Source organism: Vibrio sp. MED222, assembly GCF_000153005.1.
GTDB classification, from domain to species: domain Bacteria; phylum Pseudomonadota; class Gammaproteobacteria; order Enterobacterales; family Vibrionaceae; genus Vibrio; species Vibrio tasmaniensis_A.
The window spans coordinates 833,678-852,491 of record NZ_CH902606.1 but is presented as its reverse complement, the minus strand read 5'-3'; the positions used below and the strand labels follow the sequence as shown (position 1 = coordinate 852,491).

At 42.0% G+C, this 18,814-nt stretch carries 16 protein-coding genes; 11 read left to right on the top strand and 5 right to left on the bottom strand.

The window, feature by feature from the left end:
• Positions 1-10: 10 nt before the first annotated feature.
• The gene (locus MED222_RS17850; protein WP_009845681.1) at positions 11-1,090 is read left to right on the top strand and encodes a hybrid-cluster NAD(P)-dependent oxidoreductase; all 1,080 of its coding nucleotides are present in this window, start codon (positions 11-13) and stop codon (positions 1,088-1,090) included.
• 245 nt (positions 1,091-1,335) lie between these two features.
• Here MED222_RS17850 and MED222_RS17855 read toward each other — a convergent pair whose 3' ends face one another.
• The gene (locus MED222_RS17855) at positions 1,336-2,772 is read right to left on the bottom strand and encodes a glyceraldehyde-3-phosphate dehydrogenase (RefSeq protein WP_009845680.1); all 1,437 of its coding nucleotides are present in this window, start codon (positions 2,770-2,772) and stop codon (positions 1,336-1,338) included.
• An 814-nt stretch (positions 2,773-3,586) separates the two neighbouring features.
• Between MED222_RS17855 and MED222_RS17860 the strand changes: the two genes are divergently transcribed.
• Positions 3,587-6,178, top strand: coding sequence for an ATP-binding protein (locus MED222_RS17860; RefSeq protein WP_032555149.1), 2,592 nt, complete (start codon positions 3,587-3,589; stop codon positions 6,176-6,178).
• A 32-nt stretch (positions 6,179-6,210) separates the two neighbouring features.
• Here MED222_RS17860 and MED222_RS17865 read toward each other — a convergent pair whose 3' ends face one another.
• The 3 genes from MED222_RS17865 to MED222_RS17875 all read right to left on the bottom strand — a co-directional run bounded on the left by MED222_RS17865 (position 6,211) and on the right by MED222_RS17875 (position 7,989).
• Positions 6,211-6,447 carry a hypothetical protein gene (locus tag MED222_RS17865; protein WP_009845678.1) on the bottom strand — a complete coding sequence of 79 codons (237 nt, stop codon included), beginning with the start codon at positions 6,445-6,447 and terminating at the stop codon, positions 6,211-6,213.
• A 164-nt stretch (positions 6,448-6,611) separates the two neighbouring features.
• A complete protein-coding gene (locus tag MED222_RS17870) occupies positions 6,612-7,238 on the bottom strand; it encodes a D-Ala-D-Ala carboxypeptidase family metallohydrolase (protein WP_009845677.1) in 627 nt (208 codons plus the stop codon).
• Between the two features lie 436 nt (positions 7,239-7,674).
• A complete protein-coding gene (locus MED222_RS17875; RefSeq protein ID WP_004730049.1) occupies positions 7,675-7,989 on the bottom strand; it encodes a DUF496 family protein in 315 nt (104 codons plus the stop codon).
• A 195-nt stretch (positions 7,990-8,184) separates the two neighbouring features.
• On the opposite strand from MED222_RS17875, the gene MED222_RS17880 reads away from it, so the two are divergent.
• The 6 genes from MED222_RS17880 to MED222_RS17905 all read left to right on the top strand — a co-directional run bounded on the left by MED222_RS17880 (position 8,185) and on the right by MED222_RS17905 (position 13,849).
• On the top strand, positions 8,185-8,385 hold the full coding sequence (locus tag MED222_RS17880; RefSeq protein ID WP_009845676.1) for a hypothetical protein: 201 nt from the start codon (positions 8,185-8,187) through the stop codon (positions 8,383-8,385).
• Between the two features lie 63 nt (positions 8,386-8,448).
• Positions 8,449-9,105 carry a YceH family protein gene (locus MED222_RS17885; RefSeq protein WP_009845675.1) on the top strand — a complete coding sequence of 219 codons (657 nt, stop codon included), beginning with the start codon at positions 8,449-8,451 and terminating at the stop codon, positions 9,103-9,105.
• On the top strand, positions 9,106-9,420 hold the full coding sequence (locus MED222_RS17890; protein ID WP_009845674.1) for a GIY-YIG nuclease family protein: 315 nt from the start codon (positions 9,106-9,108) through the stop codon (positions 9,418-9,420).
• A gap of 306 nt (positions 9,421-9,726) precedes the next feature.
• Positions 9,727-10,821, top strand: coding sequence for a substrate-binding domain-containing protein (locus MED222_RS17895; protein WP_009845673.1), 1,095 nt, complete (start codon positions 9,727-9,729; stop codon positions 10,819-10,821).
• On the top strand, positions 10,821-13,394 hold the full coding sequence (gene luxQ / locus MED222_RS17900; RefSeq protein ID WP_009845672.1) for a quorum-sensing autoinducer 2 sensor kinase/phosphatase LuxQ: 2,574 nt from the start codon (positions 10,821-10,823) through the stop codon (positions 13,392-13,394). The genes MED222_RS17895 and luxQ overlap by 1 nt, the downstream gene beginning before the upstream one ends.
• Positions 13,395-13,498: 104 nt before the next feature.
• Positions 13,499-13,849, top strand: a complete 351-nt coding sequence (locus MED222_RS17905) for a HopJ type III effector protein (protein WP_009845671.1) — start codon at positions 13,499-13,501, stop codon at positions 13,847-13,849.
• A 202-nt stretch (positions 13,850-14,051) separates the two neighbouring features.
• Here MED222_RS17905 and MED222_RS21400 read toward each other — a convergent pair whose 3' ends face one another.
• Positions 14,052-14,360 carry a DUF1289 domain-containing protein gene (locus tag MED222_RS21400; RefSeq protein WP_009845670.1) on the bottom strand — a complete coding sequence of 103 codons (309 nt, stop codon included), beginning with the start codon at positions 14,358-14,360 and terminating at the stop codon, positions 14,052-14,054.
• Positions 14,361-14,784: 424 nt separating this feature from the next.
• Here MED222_RS21400 and yegD point away from each other — a divergent pair, with 424 nt between their 5' ends.
• From yegD to MED222_RS17920, 3 genes are all read left to right on the top strand, one after another.
• Positions 14,785-16,137, top strand: a complete 1,353-nt coding sequence (yegD, locus tag MED222_RS17910; RefSeq protein WP_009845669.1) for a molecular chaperone — start codon at positions 14,785-14,787, stop codon at positions 16,135-16,137.
• Between the two features lie 510 nt (positions 16,138-16,647).
• Positions 16,648-17,703 carry a porin gene (locus MED222_RS17915; RefSeq protein WP_017097026.1) on the top strand — a complete coding sequence of 352 codons (1,056 nt, stop codon included), beginning with the start codon at positions 16,648-16,650 and terminating at the stop codon, positions 17,701-17,703.
• A 390-nt stretch (positions 17,704-18,093) separates the two neighbouring features.
• A complete protein-coding gene (locus MED222_RS17920) occupies positions 18,094-18,726 on the top strand; it encodes a fumarylacetoacetate hydrolase family protein (RefSeq protein WP_009845667.1) in 633 nt (210 codons plus the stop codon).
• Positions 18,727-18,814 lie beyond the last annotated feature (88 nt).

Here is an 18,814-nt window from a genome sequence, read left to right as displayed (position 1 = left end):
TACACGAACTATGTATGCATGGTCGGATAGCGATTCAATCAATTTAGTGTGTTTAAAGAAATGGCACGAGACGCCAGATACGGTCAGCTTTGAGCTTGGCAGCGTTCCACAAGACTTACATTTCAACTTTAAGCCAGGGCAATTTATTACTCTGGGTTTGTATATGCCGGCGAAAACCGATTACCGTGCTTATTCTGTAGCGTCTTGTCCTGAAGATAACCGCCTGAAACTGACGGTAAAGCGTGTGGAAGGTGGTTTGGTTTCGAACTTTATTGTTGATGAACTTGATGAAGGTGATGAGGTTTCTGTATTGAAGCCTGCTGGTGCGTTTAACTGTATTGATTGCATGCCAACGACGACCAAAAAAGTGACGCTAGTGAGTGCGGGTTGCGGTATCACTCCTGTGATGGCGATGGCAAAGTATTGGTTGGCTCAAGGCAGTGATATTGAGATCGACTTCGTCCACATGGCACGCAATAAGCGTGAGACCATTTACTTTCAAGAACTGCATCAATTAGATGAGGCGCACAGCAACTTCAATCTTAAATTGCTGCTAAAAGACAGTGAAGGAACATTAGCTCCTCAAGGTCGATTAGATAAGAATTGGTTAGTAAAACTAAGCCCAGATATTTTAGACCGAACTGTTTATCTGTGCGGCCCAGTTGGCTTTATGCAAAACATAGAAAGCTACCTGAAAGAACTAGAATTCAACATGGAAAATTTCTATCAAGAAAGTTTCACGCCAGCGAACCCAAACACGGATTCACTAGCCAATAGCAATACAGCTTCAGAAGAGTCACAAGCGGAAGCGTCTGCAGATTCAAATGGTGCCGTTAAGGTGTTTGTTCCTGCATTTGGCGCAGAAGTAGAAGCGGAAGCGGGTACACCACTGGCTGATTCATTAGAGAAAGCTGGAGTTCCGATTATTATTGCTTGTCGCAGTGGGATTTGTGGTTCTTGCAAGTGCAAAGTAACCAAAGGTTCAGTGGAATCAAGCAGCCAAGAAACATTGACGCCAGAACAGATTGAGCAAGGTTATGTCCTTGCGTGTTCGAGTACGATTCAGTCAGATGTTGAGGTTGAGCTGTAGCAGATGTGAAGTCGAGTTTTGTTAGAACGGTAAAAACAAAGTTGGCATAATAGAGACCAAAATTAAAGTACCAGATGTAAAAAGGCCACTTAGATCAGATAGAGAGAGCAGATCTAAGTGGCAACCTTCCTGTTTATACGGGGGAGTAAAACAAGAAGGGTTGCGAAGCCCATAATAGACTTCGCAGATATAATTATTATGTTGTGGAGCCGTTTGCGCTGAGTTAGTTACAAGATCGAAGTCGTTTAAACTTCAGGGTATGTCTTGTAACGAACACCCATCATCTGTTCCATACAGTGAACAACTTGGCAGCTGTAGCCAAACTCGTTGTCGTACCAAATGTAAAGAACAGCGCGGTTGTCTTGCGCGATAGTTGCAACACCGTCAACCACACCTGGGTGGCGAGAACCAACCAAATCGGTAGATACAATCTCGGTTGAGTCGGTGTAATCAATCTGTGCAGATAAAGTTGAAGATAGCGCCATTTCACGCAGGTATTCGTTCAACTCTTCTTTGTTTGTGCCTTTCTCAAGGTTTAGGTTTGCTACTGCCATTGAAACGTTTGGCGTAGGTACGCGAATCGCATTACCTGTTAGCTTACCTTCCATTTCTGGCATCGCTTTTGATACCGCTTTAGCAGCACCAGTCGATGTCAGTACCATATTCAATGAAGCAGCACGACCACGACGATCACCTGAGTGGAAGTTATCGATTAGGTTTTGGTCATTGGTAAATGAGTGAACCGTTTCGATGTGACCTGATAGGACACCAAACTTGTCGTGAACCGCTTTTAATACTGGCGTAATCGCGTTGGTTGTACAGCTTGCAGCAGAGATGATTGTGTCTTCTGGTTGAATGTCATTTTGGTTTACACCAAATACAACGTTCTTGATTTCACCTTTGCCTGGCGCAGTCAGTAGAACCTTCTTTGCGCCATTACACGCAACGTGTTGGCTTAGGCCTTCAGCGTCACGCCACACACCTGTGTTATCAACCACAAGTGCATTCTCGATACCGTAAGATGTGTAATCCACTTCTGCTGGCTTGTTTGCGTAGATAACTTGGATGAAGTTACCGTTAACGATGATCGCTTTACGTTCTTGGTCTACAACAATGCTGCCGTTGAATTGGCCATGAACAGAGTCACGACGTAGCAAGCTTGCACGTTTTTCTAAGTCACCATCTTTGCCGCCACGAACAACAATTGCACGTAAACGCAGTGGGTAACCTGGGCCACTTTTCTCGATCAATAGACGAGTAAGCAAGCGGCCAATACGACCAAAACCGTACAATACAACATCGCGAGGTTCTGTCATCGCCTCGCCTTCAAGCGATTCTAAAAGTGCAGTTTGTAGGAAATCATCCAACCCGTGTGTGTCTTCGCGATCTTGCCAGAATGTATGAGCAAGGCGACCAACATCGATACGACATGGAGATAAGTCCATAGAGAGAAGGTGTTGAATGATGGGTTGAGTCTGTTCTGCGGTAAGCGGAGAACCTGTGTAACGTTTTGCGATGCGGTGAGCTTTGATGATGTCGATAGTTGTTGCGTTAACCAGTGTTTTACCGAAGAGGATAACTTCAACGCCTTTTTGGCGATACAACTGACCTAAAGTAGGAGCGATTGATTCAGCAATAGTTTGACTAGTTTGCCAGTCTAGGAGGTGCTTTTCGGGACTCATCTTTACTCGGGACCTTTCACGTTAATGTCTGCAATCATAGCGAATGTAGGGTAGCCATGAGTGCATGGGGGAGTTGAGCTATCTAAGCTTTGGTGGTCTTTAACGCCACTTAAATTTGCTTGATATGCCTTGTGTGTAATTTGTAATTTTTATGTGGCAGGATTGTAAGGTACGACGAGTTATTCTGCTAGGAAAAATAAATGCAGATTAATTGTCTGAAAATTGGCTTTTAATTGGTCATAAATCAAGATTTTAGTGTCAAGAAAGGCTATTGACTTTAACAGTCTGTAGTACTTAATTTTCGCCAAAAAATACTCAGATCAAAACATAATGTGTAATAAAGGGAATTGCGATCATTAAAGATGTGATCATTAGCACTAGTTACACTTAAAAAGTAAACGACAGATAAGGTATTCAGCGAGTTTTCTTGTTCGACTTTTGAATAAGCTGAGTTTGAGTACAGAAAGTTAGTGACGCAAACGATTAGATCTCACAAATTTGACTTAACTTTGGTGTTTATTGGTTTCTAGAGCAGTGACTTGCGGTCATCTAGAGGCATAACCTTATCCTTTCACTTGTTTAAAATAGACCTTCCTCTTTAAATCCTGTATGTGGATAACGACTGACGCCAATTCCCTATGATTAGCTCATAATGTCATTTGTTCATATTCAATTTGATCAATAACTCCTGTTAATGTCCTATTCTTATATTGAGCTAGGTAAAAATACTATCGGGAAAGGAGTCGTTATAAAAATGATAAATATGTCAATTAGATGGCGTCTTATTTTTCTTTCAACAGTTTCTGTATTCATCATGTTTGGGTTTACAGTCAATGAAGTGCTCAAGAACGATAAGAAGATGAATCACCTTGAAGTAACGCGAATTAAGGTGGAAGCACTTCAATCTTTTAATGCTGTTTCAAGTGGTGCTTATCAATGGTTAGTGCTGTCTAAAGACTCGCCAGAGAAAGGTCCGTTGTTTTTAGAGCTGCAAGTGGAAGTGGATAGGCTTGCTCATTACGAAATACAACTTCAACAGTTCGACAACAGTTGGACTGTCGAGCCGCAGTTGATTGAGTTAAAGAGTGTGTTAAAGAAGCTCGCGCGGGTAACCACTAGTATTGACAGCGACGCATCACAGATTACTGTCAGCAACGCACAGCAAACAGAACGAGCCTTTGACCTGTTAAAAGGCGTGTTAATGGAGCTGTCTGAATATCGTGCCAATATAGTGGACGAAAAGATCAGCCAAACAGATACGATGTTTATCAATCTTACTCACTACGTGTTCTGGACTCAGCGAGAAGCGTGGCTGAGTTACCGCTTGTATCGTTCTCCAGAGCTGATTGATCAATATTTATTGAGCTATGTTGGTGCTTTAGAAAGGCAACAACAGCTGTTAGATACGTTTTTACGATCAGACAGCCACTCGCTGGAAATTAGCAAACTGTTAAACATGTTCTCCCAAGATGAATTTCAAGACCGATTTACGGCGCGGCTTCTCAAAGGTGACTTCTCGACACCTGAAATATATGAACATGTGGAAAGTTTAGAGCGAAAGAAGCTGGCGATCTCAAAGGCGGTTGGTGCTTATACCGATCAATTAAAGTTTGATTTGACAAAAAATATAGCGCTACAGAAAAGGCAAACGGCGGTTATGACATTGCTTATCCTTGTTGTTTCAGGTGCTTTGTTATGGCTTGGTGTCGCGACATCTTTGCGCTTAAATAGAAACTTATCGATTATCGTGAAAGGGGTGTCTGAATACGCGGATAGTTACGGCAAGCCTAAGGTGATTCATATTCAAGGTAACGATGAACTTGCCGAGTTTACTGAAACCCTCAATCGAGTGATGGAACGTAACTATCATCACAACAAAGAGCTGATAATAGCAAAAGAAGATGCAATTTCGGCTAACAAGGCCAAGAGTGTATTTTTAGCAAACATGTCTCATGAAATACGTACGCCGCTTAATGGAATTATAGGTATGGCGGAAATTTTATCTCAGAGTCAACTGAGTGCTAACCAACAAGAGGTACTTGAGGATATCGAGTCGTCTTCACATTCGTTGTTGGTGTTACTCAATGACATTCTCGATCTTTCTAAGATAGAGTCGGGTAACTTAATGTTGTCGCCGCATAATGCCGATTTGCGAGAAGCGGTTTACGACTCTGTGAGCGTAATTTTGTCGAAAGCGATCAGTAAAGACATTGAACTCGATATCAACATTGATGCTCAAACCCCAACACAGCTGTTTTTCGATGAGTATCGTGTTCGACAAGTGCTAACCAATTTGCTGTCTAATGCTATTAAATTTACCTCAAAAGGCACGATTACAACGGATATTGCTTATACACCGATGTCTTTGGGGCGAGGTAAGCTTGAATGCAGTGTGTCTGATACCGGGATTGGGATTGAGCCAGAGAAGCTAGAGTCCATTTTTGAACCTTTCACTCAAGAAGATGGCAGTATTACTCGCCAATTCGGCGGTACAGGGCTAGGGCTTGCGATTTGTCGGCAGCTTGTTGACTTGATGGGCGGCTATATTACCGCACGCTCAGTGAAAGGAGGAGGCTCTACATTCACCTTTTGTTTGTACGTAGACACGGTCGAGGCTCACGCTCAAACGTTCGATAACCTAAGCCGTGCGACAATTATTTCTAATTCTTTCAATTACCTCGATCAATTGGTCAAAGAGTGCGAGCGCTTAAATGTTCGACCTAATGTTGTGTCATCCATTTCGGATCTTGGTGAGAGCCTGAAAGAAAGTGACTTGGTGCTTTATTGTCACACGCTGCATCACTCTATGAGGAAAGATCTTGAGGCGTTAAAGGCGTTGTATCCGCTGACTCGCGTTATTGTGTGCCAGCATCACCTATTTAAAACCAATCTAATCACAGAAACGGTTCACTCGACTCATACATTACCATTTTTGGGTAGACGCTTCTTAAACAGCCTACGATCGCTTGATGCTGGTGAAGTACAAACACCGACTGTGGAAGTAAAAGATGAAGAAGTTCGTTCTCTGAATCGACGTATTCTGATTGTTGAAGACAACCTGATGAATCAGAAGATAGCGAGCTTCTTCCTTGAGCAAGCGGGCTATGAATATTTGATTGCCAGCAATGGCCAAGAGGCGGTCGATGTCATCACCCAGGGCGCTCAGTTTGATGCCATTCTAATGGACTGCATGATGCCAGTTATGGATGGTATAACGGCGACTCGTGTGATTCGAGAGTGGGAGACAGATCAACAAACCCCACCACTACCCATTATTGCTTTAACCGCTAGTGTCTTAGAAGAGGACATCAAAAATTGCTTTGAAGCAGGTATGAACGCCTACTTGCCGAAACCTTATAAATCCCACCAACTGTATGATCTTTTCAGTAGCCTTGATATTGTCTAATGGTTCCAGTATCAAGGCTAGCGCTGTGTGATTTAGCGTACTTCTTGCCCAAGGCTGTATTGTGCAACACAGCGGCCTACGTAGCTGATTTTTAGTAACCCGGCCACTAATATGGTGCTGATGTGTGCGAAAATTTGAATGGGTAGTGAGAAGTAATCGGCCATCGGATAAGCAACAATAATACTGAGTAGCATTAGCAAGGCGGTGATAGCTAAACTGAAATTTGAAACAGAAAGTAGAGTTTGAAAGCGTTGAGTCATCGTCTTCATATTGAATTCCTAATTGCTATTAATAATTATGATACTTGTTATCAATAGCAATTAGCGTTCCAGTTATATTTTTATCATTAAATCAATGGTTTAATTTTATTGTTTCTATTTTTAAGTCGTAATGACTCTGTTTCTTTGTGTGTCTTAATGACCCATCCGTGTTCTTACCACTGTCTGAATCCACAAGTATCGATGTGGAATCGAACACCAGAATACAAACCCAGTCCAACGTTATTCTTTTGCCCAAATTCCGCATGAATCTTTTTAAGCTTCACGTGTAGATTTTCGCGAGTAATATCATTAGCAGGCACTAAGTCTAAAGCGCAGAACTCTAAGTGTTTACTTCGCAGTGCGCCACCCGCTTGCTTATTGTAGATATCGGTTCTTTCTCCAGACACAGGAATTACAACGCCAATCTCAGGCTCAATATATTGTTGAATGTACTTAAGGGTATTAATCATTTTTGGTACATGCTTTTTATTGGGTAGGGTAAACAGAGTGGTGTTGCTCATTGCCCAGTCGGTGCCTTGCAACAAGACTAAGTGCAGAGGCATGCTTTGGGTGATGCCGTTATCTTTGAGTTGCTGTCCGATCGCCTTGACTTGATCTTGGGCGTGGTTAAGGAGCATCCAACCTCGAAATGCTGATCTCGTGGGAACTTTGTAGCCATGAACATCGACTACGAGGTCGTCATAAGTGATTTCGGTTTCTTCGGTATAAAGTTTCTCAAATTTTTCAGGGTAAGGTTGCGTTGTTGATAGTGCCAAGGTAATCAGAATACTTCCGTACATAAAGTCTCTCCATCGCTTAGGTTCGCCTAGTTATTAACGTTCACCTAGTTACTTACGTACACTAAGGATATTACGTTCGATTAAGTATAGACGCCGGAATTTAGGCACAAAAAAACCCACTACAAAGAGTGGGTTATGAGGGCGTGTTGACCTTTCGAGCTGGTTTTTGCAGCGAATTGCTGGGTATTTATACAAGACAGAGGCGTCGATGTGTAGCTAGCCTACATGAGAAGCCGATAACGCAGTAGAAATGACCAGCAAACGCTGCCCGAAGGGTTCGGCTAAAAGCGCTTTACTCTTTGTTGAGGGAGATTTGCTTAGAATGACTAGGCTACTTCCCCCTCGCCGCGATTAAAACGCTTTTATCTCGAACAAAATTTAACCTCGAAAGGTCAACACGCCCTAACATTGTTGCAAGTAAATTCGCTAGGTTAGATTACTTCTTACCTTGAGTTTGCTTGTCTTCTTCTGTTAGTTCACGAATACGACGGCTGATGTCGCGACGAGCTTTAGAGATCTCTGCACTCTTGATGATGTGATCATCAACGCGGTCTTCGTAGTCAGCTTTCATGTTTTTGATAATGCCTAGGATCTCGTCGTGAGTCATCTCTGGCTTGATGTAATCAAGTAGGTTATCAAGAAGGTCGACACGCTTGCGGTTGTCACGAACTTTCTTTTCGTTGTCTAAAAGTTCACGCTTAAGTTTGTTCTTACGTCGTGCTTGGTTAACAATTTCAAATACGCTGCTCATAGATTCCTTTTCCTAATCGTCAAATACGTTGTCTGGTTCTGATTAAAGCACATCAATTGATGATGTAACAGTATTTAGATCAAAGCAAAAGTAAGGTTGTTTAATTATTCGTCACTCTCTCTAACGTGTGATTGTTTTTATCTTACCGTTCAAGTTAGTATCCCATCTAGATACTGCATTGATACGACATGTGAAATGAATCAACAACAATTGGAAACAGAAGATTTGGGCGACGATGTCGTTGAATCTTCGGCAGAACAAAATAAGCTTCGTGATGCGTATGTACAAGAGCGCACTAATTTGGAAGTCGTGGAAATAGAGCTAAATCGTTCTAAGATCATAATGATTGATGAACAAGGCAGAAAGAAACGAGTACCGATTTTGTCTGAGCATTAGCCATGACTGGCTGCATTGTTAAATGTTGAGATGGAATTATCAAAATAATAAAAAGGAAAAACGATGAACACAGTACTTTCCCCAATTGAAGCGAGAATTATCGGTTGTTTGATCGAGAAAGAAGTGACTACTCCAGATCATTACCCACTGACACTAAATAGCTTAACAACGGCTTGTAATCAAAAGAGTAACCGTGAACCAGTGCTCTCTCTGTCTGAGTCAGACGTTTTAGATGCGGTTGATGGTTTGATAGGACGTCGTATGGTGAGCGATGAAAGCAGCTTCAACAGCCGAGTTAATAAGTATCAGCACCGTTTCTGCAACACTGAATTTGGTGATCTACAATTTACAGAGCAAGAGCGTGCAATCATCTGCTGCATGCTGCTTCGTGGGGCCCAAACCCCGGGTGAGCTTCGTACTCGAACTGGTCGTCTTGCAAACTTTAGCGATGTGAAAGAAGTTGAATCAATACTCGAAAAACTCGCGGCAAGAGAAGCGGGTGTGTTAGTCGTGAAGTTACCACGAGAAGCGGGTAAACGAGAATCACGCTACCAACACTTACTGAGCGGCGAAGTAGACATTGAAGCGTTTGCGACGGCATCGGTAAGCGCTGTTTCATCATCTGCAACCAGTGAAAAGTTTGAAGAACTTGAATCAGAAGTCGCGAGCTTACGTGAAGAAGTGGCAGAGCTTAAGGCTCTGGTTGAATCACTGCTTTAAATGTCGGAATCTGACAAAAATGCGGATTGGGTCGTGTATTTGATCCGCAATCGACACAATGCCCTTTATTGTGGAGTGACGAATAACTTAGAACGTCGATTCGAACAACATCAAACGGGCAAAGGTGCAAAAGCCTTAAAAGGTAAAGGCCCACTTAAGCTGGTTTGGAGTATTGGTGTTGGGTCAAAAAGTGAGGCGTTAAAGACCGAATACGCGATCAAACAATTACCTAAATCTCGTAAAGAAAAATTAGTATCACTCAAACTAATCATTGAGTGGCAACAAGACAAAATTCAGTATATTCCAGTATCGTAACTTATCGTTAGAGTTCTTATTCTCGGCTGAATGTTAGTCACGTTAATTGTTGCAAGGTTACCACTTAAGTTATTGATTAAATGGTAATGTTTTTACTTTCAATTGAGTTGTTTTATCTTAGGACTCATTAATCTTAGTCTCTATTCCAAATTTACACACTGCACATTTAGAATGACATTCCAATTAGTATTAGACGCTATCATTTATCCTCGTTGTCCTACATAATATCTTTCAGCCATACAAAGAGATGGTGTCATGCTAGGTTAAAAAAATGAGCCAAAGTAGCTCATATAAAACGAGAAAAATATGAAACGTTTACTTATATTATTGGGAGTTGCCGTGTTTTCTGCGTCTGCTCTCTCCCACGGTACCCACGTCCTGAATGGCTATTGGGAATATCAGGATTACCTCACTAAATTTCCAGAGCAAAAAGCATTGACCGATAAAATGGTTGAAGCTGTGCAAAATCCCCCTGTGCCATTGAGGCAAGTTCAGGATGAACCTATCACGATTTCAGTTGTGTACCCGGGGCAACAGATCTCTGATTATTGGGTTCGTAATATCCAAGCCTTTGAGAAACGCCTAGATAAATTGAGGATCAATTATCAAATAAATCAGGTTTTTACTCGTGATAATGCTAACCCCTCTCAGCAGAGTATCTCTTTGCAAGAAGCGATTGAAAATAAAACGGATTATTTGATTTTCACGTTAGAGACGACGCGACACCGTAAGTTTATTGAACATGTGTTGAGCTCAACGGACACCAAGTTGATTTTGCAAAATATTACCACACCAGTACGTGCATGGGCCGATAGACAGCCGTTCATGTACGTGGGTTTCGACCATATGACGGGGAGTTTAAAGCTAGCGGATTACTTCAAACAAGTGAGTGAACCGGACAGCAAGTATTCTGTGTTATATCGTTCTGAAGGTTATATTAGTGATGCTCGTGGAGATACCTTTATCCATGATGTGAATTCTGATACTAACTTTGCTCTTAAGTCGTCGTTTTACACAAAATCAAGTAAAGAGAGCGGTTACCAAGCAGCTAAAATCAGCCTAGCTAACGATAAGGATCTAAACTTTATTTATGCATGCTCAACGGATGTTGCTCTGGGCGCAGCAGAAGCTATTCGAGAATCTGGTCGAGATGTCTTAGTTAATGGCTGGGGAGGCGGCTCTGCAGAATTGGAAGCTATAGCAAGGGGCGACTTAGATGTTACGGTCATGCGCATGAATGATGATACGGGTATTGCGATGGCAGAGGCAATTAAATGGGATCTTACCGGGTTGGAAGTTCCTACCGTTTATTCAGGTGAGTTTGAAATTGTGACTAAAGAGGATTCTCCAGATCGTATTTTAGAACTTAAGCAGCGAGCATTTAGGTACTCAGACCAATAATGAAAAAAAGCTACGCCATTACACCAAAGAACACTTTAGCCAAATTAATTACGCGTATCATTATTTTAGTGATTGGCGTGATGGCGCTTGGCGTGCTTATTCATAACTATGAAACAAGCAGTAGGATCGTTAAGCAAGAGACGAATAGAACGGTTAAGCAAACTTCTAGCTTGATCCAAAACATGTTCGATTATCGATTGTCAGTGCTGCAAATCCATCAAGACAGTAGCTCACACAGTGAAACTTTAAGGGAGTATTTTGATACCAACAATGAAGAGGCTCTGAGCTACTTTTTTTATGGTGTTGACCAACGTGAGCCTGATTATGCTCCTGATTTGCGTTTTGTTTCAACTTATAATGGTTTAGCTTGGGAAGATGGCAATGGGCAGTTCTATGGTTTGGATGAATCTAGTTTAAAACATATATCTGATGAGGTCGCTTTTAGCAGTAACTGGCACTTCATTCAGCTGACTACGGATATCGGTAAGCGTCATTTGTTGGCTCGTCGAACCCCTATTGTTGATAACAAAACCGGTGAAGTTCTAGGGCAGCTTTATGTCGCTATTGTGCTCGACAACAATTTTTCATTGGCTGAATCTATCCAGCAAGGCAGCAATTGCGAAAATATCGTTATTGAAGCGCATGGTACTCCGGTGACATCGACATTCAGTGGCGATGAAAGCTATACGATAAAAGACGTCCTCAGCTATGAAATGTACGAGCAGCTACCTCGTCATTTCGTCACTATTGCAACCATTAAGATCAATGCTGTTGAAACCCCCCTAACCATTCGCGCGATCCAGAAAAACACTAACCTCATTGCACTCGAAGATAATTATGAACGTACCATCATTGTTATGATTGTGGTGATCATCATCATGTCTTTCCTTGCGCGATCTTGGATTCAAAGAAGAGTCGCGGCAGAACTTGATAAGTTAATGGAATTCACTCGTTCTGCAAGTGGTAATGAAGAGTTCAGCAAGTTTGATGGTTCAAATATTTTCGAATTTCACCACATTGGCTGCACGTTGGAAGATACTTTTGAGCGCTTATCTGAGCAACACCAAAAATTTCAAGATCTGTTTAATTTTGCGCATTCTCCAATTTTGGTTTGGTCCGAAAAAGGTGACTTAATTCAGATGAACCCAGCGGCTCGTATGGCGCTATTTGATGAAGATGATAACTATGGTGCAATGGCTCGAGAGTTTGAGCTCCGTATGTTGCCGAATATCCAGATGGTGGTTCAAGGCTCTAAACTAACGGGCATTAACGTGCCAATCGGCGAGAAGGTTTTTCGCTGGAACATGTCTGCAATCCGAGTTGAACACGGCATTACCGGTGTGGTGGTGCAAGGTCAAGATATTACTAAACTTATAGAAGCAGAAAGACAGGCAGATCGAGCGCGTGAAGAGGCAGAGCATCTTGCCAGTGTGCGTGCAGACTTCCTCGCTAAAATGAGTCACGAAATTCGTACGCCATTGAATGGTATCCTCGGTGTCTCTCAGTTGCTTAAACGTTCAATACACGATGAAGATAACCGTGATCAGGTTGATGTACTTTGCCATAGTGCAGAACATCTACTGGCGGTACTAAACGATATTTTGGACTTCTCTAAGATAGAGCAGGGACAATTTAATATTCAGAAGAAAGATTTCCTCTTAGGAGAGTTAGTTAACACCTTAGATAGCATCTATCGCCCACTTTGTGAGGATAAATCCGTCGAGTTCACCATTGTGAATCACTTGGTTGATGACATCAAAATACACACCGACCAGGTTCGCTTGAACCAGATCATGTTTAATTTACTGAGCAACGCCCTTAAGTTCACTCATCAAGGCAGTATTTCCGTCAGTTTTGAAATCGAAAGTATCTTGAATACTGATTACGCTAGCTTGATTGTTCGAGTAAAAGACAGTGGCATCGGTATTGATGAGAGTAAGATCGATGCTATTTTTGAACCTTTTGTTCAAGCAGAAGAAACGACGACTCGGGAGTATGGCGGTTCAGGACTTGGGCTTACGATTGTAAAGAATCTTGTCGATATGCTGGAGGGAGACATTCAAGTCCGAAGCGTTAAAGATCAGGGGTCTGAGTTCATTGTAGAAATCCCAGTGGAGTTACACTCCAAGCCTCTGTTAGCCGACGTTAAGAAACAAGCCGACATGGAGCCTGAGGCGTTGTTTAATCGTTCGTTGAAAGTGCTGCTAGTGGAAGATAATCACACCAACGCCTTTATCGCACAGGCATTTTGCAAAAAGTATGGGATGGTGGTTACTTGGGCAAAAGGTGGCTTGGAAGCGATAGAGCTAGCAAAAAGCACGGTTTACGATCTTATCTTAATGGATAATCAACTCCCTAATCTGGGTGGAATTGAAACCACTCAGCAACTAAGAGAGCAAATTGGCGTAACAGCTCCGATTTATGCGTGTACTGCCGATGCTCAAGAGTCAACAAGAGAAAGGTTCATGGCTGCTGGAGCAAATTATGTGATCGTAAAACCGATAAAAGAAGCGTCGTTGCACAAAGCTTTTGTTCATTTCAAACAACTGTACTGGGATGATACTCAGCATTAAGTCGAAGCTAGAAAGTGAGTCACTGATTCAAGGAAACAACGGCTTACTCTTGCTGAAAAACAAGATACACTGCTTCAGATATGTACTTGATGGAGAAATATTAAATGGAACTGCAAACCTTATTGAATACTCTGGCTGATACCCCAGAAAGCGTGCAATTTGAAGACACAATAAAAGTGATAGAAGCTCATTATGATTTTGCTGAGAGTGAATTTCGTAATGGCGATGTAGTGAATGCCGCTGGGCAGAATAATGGTTCGTGTAAGATTTTTGCTTTTGGTTTAGAGCAAGGTCTATCTGCAGAGCAAATACTTGCTTGTTTTGGTCAATTTTATCGTAATGACGTATTAGGTTTTCCCGAGAACACTGACCATCAAAATATTCGTAACTTCATGACTCATGGCTGGAGCGGAGTACAGTTTTCTCAGCCTGCGCTGATTGCAAAATCGAAGTAACCACTAACTAGATAACTATTAGTAAGTAGTAAGTAGTAAGTAGTAGGTCGAAACTTAATGTCGTATCTTGAAGCGAGAGAACAACCTCTCGCTTTTTTGTATATGATGAACAGGCTCGTAAGCTGCTGAGTAGCTTTGTAAGCTATTGATTATGTTTGCAAGCTTTTGATTATGTATGAAAACTATTGACTAGGTTCGTAAGCTACTGAATAGGCAAGGCAGACAGGCATTTACGGCACATGCACGCACCAGTTTTTGGAATGTTGCTAGTATCACGCTTCTCTAACTCAAAACACCAACACGTCTCTTTACCCGCACTAATATCGCATTGAGCTGGCTCATGACACTGCGGACATTGGTGAGTCGAACTCTCGCCACTAAGGTTATCCATGACTGACGTTCGTTCGTCTTCAGATAAGCCTTTCCAACCTATAATTTCATCCATTGTTCGAAAGCAGCCACTGCACATTCCGCCATTATTTTTACAAGCCGCTCGGCAAGGTGTTTTCATCTATCTAACCCATGATTCATTTGGGCTGAAATGTAGCATATTTGTTTCCTTTTTAAGAGTCATCAAACCAAAAACACAAGGGTCTGTTGATCTTTCGAGCTGATTTTTGCAGCACTTTGTGGGAAATTTCTACAAGGCAGAGGCTTTGAAGTGTAGCTAGCCTACATGAGAAGCCGATAACACAGTAGAAATGAACCACAAAGGCTGCCCGAAGGGTTCGGTTAGAATCGTTTTATACTTTGTTAAGATGTATTTACTTAGAATGACTAGGCTACATACATCTTGCCGCGCCTAAAACGATTCTATCTCGAACAAAAATTTAACCACGAAAGGTCAACAGACCCTAAGTAAAATCGACAAATGACCTCGTAATTTAAAGGCTTTTCATGTAGCATCTCGCCCCTTTTGTTGAGTGGGGGATATTATGTTTATTGGGTTTGATTATGGAACAGCGAACTGTTCTGTCGCGGCGATGGTTGATGGAGAACCAAGCCTGTTACCATTAGAAGGTAGCAACCATTATATTCCCTCAACGGTATTTGCACCTACTCGTGAGAGCGTTTCTGAGCACCTATTTCGCCATTTGAATATCAAACCGAGTGATGCGATTGGTGAGCAGGTGTTGCGACGTGCTATCGCTCTGAACCGAGAAGAGAGTATCGACCTAGTGCCAGAAGACATGGCATTTGGTCAGGCTGCATTGGACCTTTATTTGGAAGACCCTCGTGACGTTTATTACGTTAAGTCCCCTAAGTCTTTCCTTGGTGCCAGTGGATTGCATGATGTTCAGGTGAGTTTCTTCGAAGATTTAGTGTGCGCCATGATGGCGAATATCAAGCATCAAGCTGAAATCACGACTCAAGAGCCGATCAAACAAGCTGTTATTGGGCGACCAATTAACTTCCACGGTCGTGGTGGTGAAGAAGCAAACCGACAAGCCGAAGATATACTCTCACGTGCAGCCAAACGTGCAGGTTTCCTTGATATCGCTTTTCAGTTTGAACCGGTCGCTGCAGGCCTTGATTACGAAAGTACTCTGACTGAGAACCAAACGGTATTGGTTGTCGATATTGGTGGTGGTACCACCGATTGCTCATTGTTAGAAATGGGGCCAAGTTGGTCTGGTAAAGCGAACCGCACCCAAAGCTTGTTAGCACACAGTGGACAAAGGGTAGGGGGTAATGATCTTGATATTTACCTTGCCTTCAAACAATTGATGTCACCTTTCGGTATGGGTAGTAAGGGTATTTCGGGTATCGATATGCCGTTGACTCAATTCTGGAATCCAATTGCGATAAACAATGTAGAAGCTCAAAAAAACTTCTATTCAAGGGAAAACCTAGCCGCGTTAAAGTTACTTCGTAAAGAAGCTTCAGAGCCTCAAAAGTTAGACCGTTTAATGAAGGTCTATCACGATACTTTAGGTTACAGCATTGTGCGTCGGGCGGAAGAAGCCAAGATTGCATTGGCAGAATCCTCCCAATATCGAACAGCAATCAATGTTGCATCAGAGCTGATTGAAGTGGATATCTCCGTTGAGCAGATGATTGAAGCGATTGAAACGCCAAAATCTAAGATGATTGAATTGGTTAAAGAAGCGATTCAACAAGGTCAGAAAAAGCCAGATGTCATCTACATGACGGGTGGTTCTGCCCGTTCTCCTATTCTTCGAGAAGCAGTACAACAAGCCGTACCGAATGTGCCAATTGTGAGTGGTAACTATTTTGGTTCCGTAACTTCAGGCCTAGCACGTTGGGCTGAGGTTTGCTTCAAATAAGAATGTACTAACTTGTATTAGGGCAACCAGTCACGGATTGGTTGCCCTTTTTTTGTATTTTCTCTAGTGAACTTTCAATAAAGCAATAGCCAATAATTAATAAAGCAACTTATCCTAGTTCAAATTGGGAATTGTTTCACAAGGCTAAATATTTCAGTACGGCTCATTATGTTACAGGATGTTTCTAGGTTAATGGTATGTCGCAGAATGGTCTGGAAAGTCGTTTGTAGCTTAAGTGTCTAATGCTGTTTTTATGATTGGAAAATCAAAAAATCAAAGGTTTTTATATCAAAGAATACCAAAAATTAGCTTGAGGTTTGTTTTTAATACTTTGTTTTTAATGATGTTTTTTGTTTTTATAGCGCGATTTTTTTTATTTTATATATTTTAATGCAACTTTTTTGGCAGTCGTATATTAGTGTTTTCCCACTTGTTAAATGCAGGTAACAACCTCTTCGTAAGTACGAGGTTGTTATGGAATCACTCTCCCAGTTACAAATGGATATGACAATGAATAAGAAACTTTTAGCGCTAGCAATTTCTGGTGCAGTATTTGGTACACAGGCAGTTGCGGTAGAGCTTTATAACGAAGACGGTACAGCCTTCTCTGTTGGTGGTCACGTTTCTGTAAACCTGAATGGTTCAGAGAAAGGCGATACGGATGTTGGTACAAACTCACCACGCATCAACTTTAATGCTACGCAAGAATTAGGCAATGGCTTCACAGCTGACGCTAAAGGCGAATGGGCGCTTAATTACCTAAACGGTGGTGACGAATCGTTTACTACTCGTCTTGGTTACGTAGGTTTAACTCATGATGAGCTAGGTCGTGCTGTTGCAGGTACGCAGTGGGCGCCATACTACGATGTAGCTTCAGCTACTGATATGCCGATCGCTTTCGCGAACGATTTCTTATACGACAACCACGGTGCTCTAGGTACTGGTCGTGCAGACAAAATGGCAAGTTACCGCAACGGATTTGATTTTGGTGAAGCGGGTGAGCTTAGCTTTGGTCTAGGTTGGCAGGGCAGCAATGACGTAACGACTGACACTGAAAACGTTCTTGGTGGTGTTGTTGTTACTACTCGTTCAACGGTGTCTTACGATGACCGTATTCAAGCGACTCTTGGTTACTCAATCGCTGGTGTTAAATTGGGTTATGCCTTCAACACTGGTGACTTCAAAGAGGGTGGTGTTTCTAAGACGGCTGAATCTCACCTAGTTTCTGCTGCATACGGTTCTTACGGCTCAGGTTTATACCTAGCAGGTATCTACGCTTCAAACGAAAACATGAACGTAGGCCTTGAAGAAAGTGATGCATATGAATTGCTAGCGGCTTACGCTTTAGCGAACAGCTTAAACTTAAGCGTTAACTACGAAGTTGTTGAAGGCGAAGCGACGAAAGGCGCGGCAACACAAACTGACCGTGAAGAGCTAGCTCTACAAGCTGAATACAACTTTACGAGTAATGTTGTTGGCTACACTGGCTATCAGTTTGATCTAAACGATGCTGACAACAGAAAAACTGACGACAAGTGGACTATTGGTGCTCGTTTCTACCTATAAGTCGCGACTCATTGAGTTTGACCACTATTATGCATAGTGTTTACTCCTTAAATTTACCTTTTCGGATACTGTCCTAGACACCATGCTAAGCCCTCTCAAGCCTTTTGGTTTGAGAGGGCTGCTTTCGTTCTATACGCATCTGTTTTAGCTTTTCCTTCATGTTACCCAGCCATTTATTTCATCTACGTAGCTATGGTCTACGCAGCGATGATCTACGTAGCTAAGGCTCTTGTCATTAGTTCTTATACGTCGCGATCTTCGAATAAAAGTATTTAAATCATTTAATTGAGCTAAAGATCAGAATTTAGATATTGGTAACCATCTTGTCGAAGATTCTCTTTTAATGATGCGGTAAACTCTGCGCTCTAAAAAACAGTTTAGGGACAAACTATGAGCAGCGTTGTAGATCAGGAGCAATTGATGAATTCGAAACGAACAGCAACACCCAGCAAAGTACTGTGTATTGGGCGCAATTATGTTGATCACATCGAAGAGCTTAATAATGTTATCCCTGACTCTATGGTGGTGTTTAATAAGCCGAGCACTAGCGTTACGTCTTCTCTATCATCTTTCCATCAAGAAACGTTACATTATGAAGCTGAAATCTGCTTCATTGTTGAAAACGGTGAATACTCTGCCGTGGGGCTAGGTTTAGACCTTACCAAACGCGAGTTACAAAGTAGTTTGAAGGCGAAAGGTCTGCCTTGGGAGCGTGCTAAAGCTTTTGATGGTTCTGCTGTTTTTAGTCGCTTTGTTCCCATAGATAACTTGGACCTATCTGACTTAAACATAGAGTTATTTATTAACTGTGTCCGCGTTCAAAAAGGGCATGTTGAACAGATGCTTTATTCCCCACAGACCATCCTCGAAGAGTTATCTTCTTATACGACTTTGCTTGACGGTGATGTTGTGATGACGGGCACTCCGAAAGGTGTTGGAGAGGTACATCAAGGTGATATTTTCCTTGGTCGTCTAAAGTGTGGTGAAACCACTGTGATTGAGATCGAGTGGGTAGCACGTTAATTAGTCTTTTGTATTTAGTTAATAAATTGGTTTTACTGTTTATTAATGGTGTTTAATTCGATTGATTTAACACCTAGCAACTGATTGC